Below are 5,077 nucleotides of genomic sequence, written 5' to 3' on the forward strand. Positions count from 1 at the left end.
GCGGAGGACAACGATACCCTTGTCGCCGACGACGGGTCGCTGGTGAGTGTCTTTGCGCTCGAAGGGTTCCGCTCGCTGGCCGGTGAAACGGAAGTGTCGCAGACTGTCGAACAGCTGCGACGCACGATCACACCCTATTTTGCCTCTCCCGGATGCGCCCTGCAATTCTGGTTCGGCCATTCGCCGGATCTCGGCGCATCTGAAATCGACATGGCATTAAGCTCGATAGGGCGCGTCGCCCATGACAGCGGGCTTGACGTTGGCGACTTGATTGACGAGCGCCGTAGGATTTTGCCGCGAAAGCTGACCGGAGAACGTTCTTATCTGGCGGTGTGGTCACGCCCCTCCAACCTGACAAAGAACGAGATCAAGGCGGGGCAGGCGGCGAGGAGGAAAAACCTCTCAGGCGCGCCCTCAATGCGACAATCGCAATGGCCCGATGCTGCTCTGGAAGCACTCAGAACACGTCACAGGTCGGTCTCGGATGCGCTTTTGCGCGAATTTGCGCTGGTCGGCATCGAAATGGAGCGCTTGGATGCGCGTACCGCCATCACAGCCGCAAGAGGCGTTCTCTACCCCGAGTTTCTGCACGCATCACCAAGTTGGTCTCCTGTTCTGCCAGGTGACATGATGCGGAAGAAGATGCCGTCTACGAATGCCGAACTGAAGAAGGGCGATATTTCCAATCTTACCTGGCCGGCGCTTTCTCGCCAGTTGCTGACCGAAAGCGCGACGATCGTCGATCAGTCGACGGTTGAAATCGGCAACAGCGTCTTCTCGGGATTTGATTTGTCCTTGCCGCCTGAAATCGTTGTTTCGTTCAACGATCTTGTGCGGCGGGTTCTCGACAGCAAAGACAGGATTTCCTGGCGCACCTCGATGCTGACCGAAGCAGGCGGCTATCAGGGGCAGATCTTCAAAGAACAATATGCGCGGCTGTTCACCTGGACCGCGCCGTCGCGCAACCGGCGTATCGTACAGGCGTTCGATGCCTTGCGCGAAGCCGACGGCATCGACGATACGGCCGTTCGCTTCCGTGTCTCCTTTGCGGCCTGGGCTCCGAAAACGCACAAGGACGTACTCATGAGACAGGTTGCCAATCTACGGCGCGCGGTCGAGCGCTGGGGATCAGCGCAAACCGATGCGCTGATTGGCGATCCCGTCGAGAACGTCATGTCGTCGGCGCTCGCGATGAACTGCGCGTCGACCGCGCCGCCCATGGCGGCGAGCCTGTCACACGCGCTGGCGATGAGCCCGATTTCGCGCCCGGCGAAATGCTGGGACCATGGTGCTGTGCTGTTCAGAACTTCGGACGGAAAGCTGTGGCCCTATCAGCCGGGATCATCCAAGCAGACGTCATGGGTCGACGTTATCGTCGGAACGCCGGGCTCCGGCAAGTCGGTCCTGCTGAACTCGATGAACCTTGGCGTGGCGCTGTCACCGCAAAGTGGCCAGTCAGATGATGGTAGCGGATTGTTGCCACGCATTTCGGTCATCGATGTCGGCCCGTCCTCGGCCGGATTGATTTCGCTCCTGCGTGACAGCCTGCCGGCGAACCGGCGTCACGAGGTCGTCTATCACCGGCTCCGGATGGAAGAACAGTATTCTGTCAATCCGTTCGACACCCAACTCGCATTGCGGTTTCCCCTTGCTCACGAGCGCGGATACCTCGTCAATCTTGTGACCTTGCTATGCACGCCGGACGGGGCTGAATCGGCCTATGACGGCATTTCCGCGCTGGCAGCAAGCTGCATTAACGAAGCCTATGAGCGGTTTTCGGATGACCGGGAGCCGAAGAAATACGTCCCATCGGAAAGTTATGAAGTCGACGCCGCTCTCGGTGAGGTCGGCTATGTCGCCGACCAGTCCTCGACCTGGTGGGAGGTAACCGACGTTCTGATGGAAAACGGTCGACGGCATGAGGCGGCACTGGCGCAGCGCTTTGCTGTTCCGACGCTGTCCGATCTCATCTTGGTATCGAATTCCGAGACAGTTCGAGAACCCTTCAGAGAAATGGTGACGCGCACCCAGGAGCCGGTGCTTAAAGCATTTCAGCGCATGGTCAGCTCCGCGACCAAGGACTTCCCCATCCTCGCTCGCCCGACGCGTTTCGATGTCTCCGGCGCGCGCATCATAGCCTTTGATCTGTCGGACGTGACCGCGACGGTCGGGCCGCAAGCAAAACGACATACCGCCATCATGTATATGCTGGCCCACCATGCCGTCACCTCTGACTTCTGGTTGGACGAAGACGAGTTGCGGGGCCTGAAGGCACCGCAAGTCTACATCGACTACCATCTGCGCCGTTGGAAAAATAACCGTCAGATGCACAAACGACTGTGCTTTGACGAGTACCACATGACTGGTGGGCTCGGTATTCGCCAGCAGGTCATCAATGACGTTCGAGTGTGCCGGAAAGCGGGTGTCCAGATCGCCTTGGCATCGCAGCTGATGGATGACTTCGATGAGGCCATTCAGAAGCTCGTCACCAATATTTGGTTTTGCAACGTGCCGACCGAAAGCGCGATTTCAGAGGTCTCCGAAACCTACAATCTTTCAGCCTCTGCTCGATCGATCCTCCGAACGCTCCATGGCCCCGTCCCAGGCGAGGGCGCTCCGGTCATGGCTTATCTGACCCTTAAGAGCGGTGTTTACACCCAATATCTGATCAATGAGCTCGGCCCGATCGAGCTATGGGCGCTGTCCACGACATCCGAGGACACGGCCCTGCGGTCCATGCTCTATGACCGTCTCGGCTCGAAGCGCGCGCGCACCATTCTGGCCGCCCGGTTTCCCGACGGGTCCGCAAAGGCAACGATCGAACGCCGGCTCGGTGAGTTGGAAGATCGGGGTGTTGCCGTTGACGAGGGCAAGAGAGGCGATGTCATCCGCGATCTCGCCGACCAAATTGTAAAGGAGGCAGCAGCATGAATTTTCGAAACGTGGCGCTGGCGCTTCTGTTGTCGTCATCGGCAGCTGTCGCGCAAGATACGGATGTAGCGACCAAATACATCACCTTCAACGATGTGGATGCGGATGCGACACAGGTCGCTCGCAAGATGTATGGGCGCTTCTATCGCATGGTCGAGGCCGAGCGCGTCTGGCTGGAAGAGCCGACCGAAAGCTATGACCAGATGGTGGTGCGCCTCGGCGACAACCGCAAATGCGATCCAAACTGCGGCGTTGTTGCTCTTTATTACAGCGAGCCGGACGCAATGTGGCTTGAAGTCTGGCGGGGCCTTGGCGATGCGGTTGGTATTGGAGACGTCGGCATGGATGGCATTCGCTCCATCCATGGCGACGACGGTCGTGTTTGGAAGTGGTTCAGCACGTCCTACTCGCCCCAGGTACTAGGTGATGTTTACGAGTCCCGCGTTTCCACGGAAGATGAGAAGCGCGCCGCCTATGGCGTCCTGAATGCTCGATCGGCACCTCCCGAGGGCGTTGAGCCGCCTGAGTTTCTCGCATTTGACGTGGACCTGAAGAGCGGCGACGAAACCGTCATTACAGCGCGCTCCCTTTACTATTGCGGCAACGGTCCTTGCCCACTGATTGTCCTCGACGGCGATAACAAGGCGATCGCCAACTTCCGGACCTATGCCGAAGATTTCGCTCTCGAGCCAGATCGCGACGAGGAAGGTTACCGCCTGATCGAATTGTCGATCGACGACGGCATCGGCGTTTACAGCGTCGGCAGTGGTGAACGGGTCAAGACAATCGGTCTTATGCCTGTCCTGGAGGCTGGTCGGGAGAAGCCGCTATGAAACAGGTTATCTTGTGCTTATCCGCTTTTTCGCTCGGACTGGCATCGGTAGCGGCACATGCGGGATATCTGGATGCTCTCAAGGGACATGAGGGAGGCGACAGCTACTCGGTCATCAACAAAAAGGGCACCGCGCTCGGCAAGTACCAGATCACGGCCGGTACCTGGGCCACGCTCGGATATACCCAGGGATCTGGTGGCAACTGGTCTAACTACACCTTCACAGACAAGGCCCGCGCAGCCGGCGTCTCTTCGCTCGACGATCTCCGGTATTCCGAAGCCGGCAAGGCACTGCAAGAGCGTGCCGTGAACGAGCTGACTATCAGCAACTGGAATTCAATGAGTTCCCAAACACGCGGGCTGGTGGGTCAGACAGTCAATGGCGTGCAGATCACACAGGAAAGCCTTCTGGACGCGGCGCATTTTCTTGGCTCCGGCGCCCTGAATGATTGGGTCGCAAGCGGTTTTGATCCCAACGCGCTACCCGAGAGCTATCTCGCGGCCAATGGTCTGTCATCCTATGCGCAGCTGCAGGATCTCATCCTGAAGCGCATGGCATCCATCAACGGCAATTCATACGACGGCTTCGGATACACGAACAGCTATTCCGTCGGGGGAATGTACGGCGCGACCAGCGACTTTCCCGGCTTTGGATCAAAGCGGCCCGTTCTCATTCAGGAAGTGCCGCCATATCAGGGAGAAAAGAAAACGCTATGAAAATGCTTGTATTGTTTTTTGCACCTGCCCTGATGCTGCACGCGGGATTGACCCATGCCGCAGAGGGAACCGACCAGATCGAACAGCTATTCGATTCCATGCTCGGCGGCCAAAGCGGCGCATGTACTGACACAGTCAAAGTCAGTTTGACCGACGCAATCCGCGCAGGCATCGACACTGAGGTGGCGCGAAAAGAAGCGGCGCTTCAACAACCGAAGCCCATTGATGGCCTTGGTTGCCTGGACAATCTCATGAATCTGGATCTGGATATCGCCATTCAGGTTCCTGACGTGCAGGGCCTGTTCGATTCTGCATTGTCCAACGCAGAACAACAAATCTGCTCCTTTGCACAAGAAGCCTGGGACAAGGCCACGGAGCCCCTGACATCGGCGCTTCAGCTGCCGTCCTTCGACGGCATCTCGGTAGACAGCTTTACCGGCGGTTCCAGTGACGTGCTCGACTTCGGGTCCGTCAACATGGGCCTGTCACAGGGCGGCGATTATGGCGGCGACGCGGGCGTGAGAGATGCTGGCGAGAATTCGTTGCTGCGCGATACCTATCAGAAGCTCTATGGCACCGGAGGACAGTGATGAAACA

At 58.2% G+C, this 5,077-nt stretch carries 4 protein-coding genes; all 4 read left to right on the top strand.

The genetic code is table 11. The features are described from left to right. On the top strand, positions 1–2,931 hold a 2,931-nt coding region (locus ABNU55_RS15530; RefSeq protein WP_348764578.1), incomplete at its 5' end, for a hypothetical protein. Further along, positions 2,928–3,764 (top strand): hypothetical protein, encoded by an 837-nt coding sequence (locus ABNU55_RS15535; RefSeq protein WP_348764579.1) that lies wholly within the window; start codon positions 2,928–2,930, stop codon positions 3,762–3,764. The genes ABNU55_RS15530 and ABNU55_RS15535, both read left to right, overlap by 4 nt. Further along, the gene (locus ABNU55_RS15540; protein WP_024707199.1) at positions 3,761–4,480 is read left to right on the top strand and encodes a hypothetical protein; all 720 of its coding nucleotides are present in this window, start codon (positions 3,761–3,763) and stop codon (positions 4,478–4,480) included. Before ABNU55_RS15535 ends, ABNU55_RS15540 begins: the two co-directional genes overlap by 4 nt. Next, complete coding sequence (locus ABNU55_RS15545; RefSeq protein WP_348764580.1) at positions 4,477–5,070, top strand: hypothetical protein; 594 nt, start codon at positions 4,477–4,479, stop codon at positions 5,068–5,070. The genes ABNU55_RS15540 and ABNU55_RS15545 overlap by 4 nt, the downstream gene beginning before the upstream one ends. Positions 5,071–5,077 lie beyond the last annotated feature (7 nt).

This window comes from uncultured Henriciella sp., assembly GCF_964005855.1.
Lineage (GTDB): Bacteria > Pseudomonadota > Alphaproteobacteria > Caulobacterales > Hyphomonadaceae > Henriciella.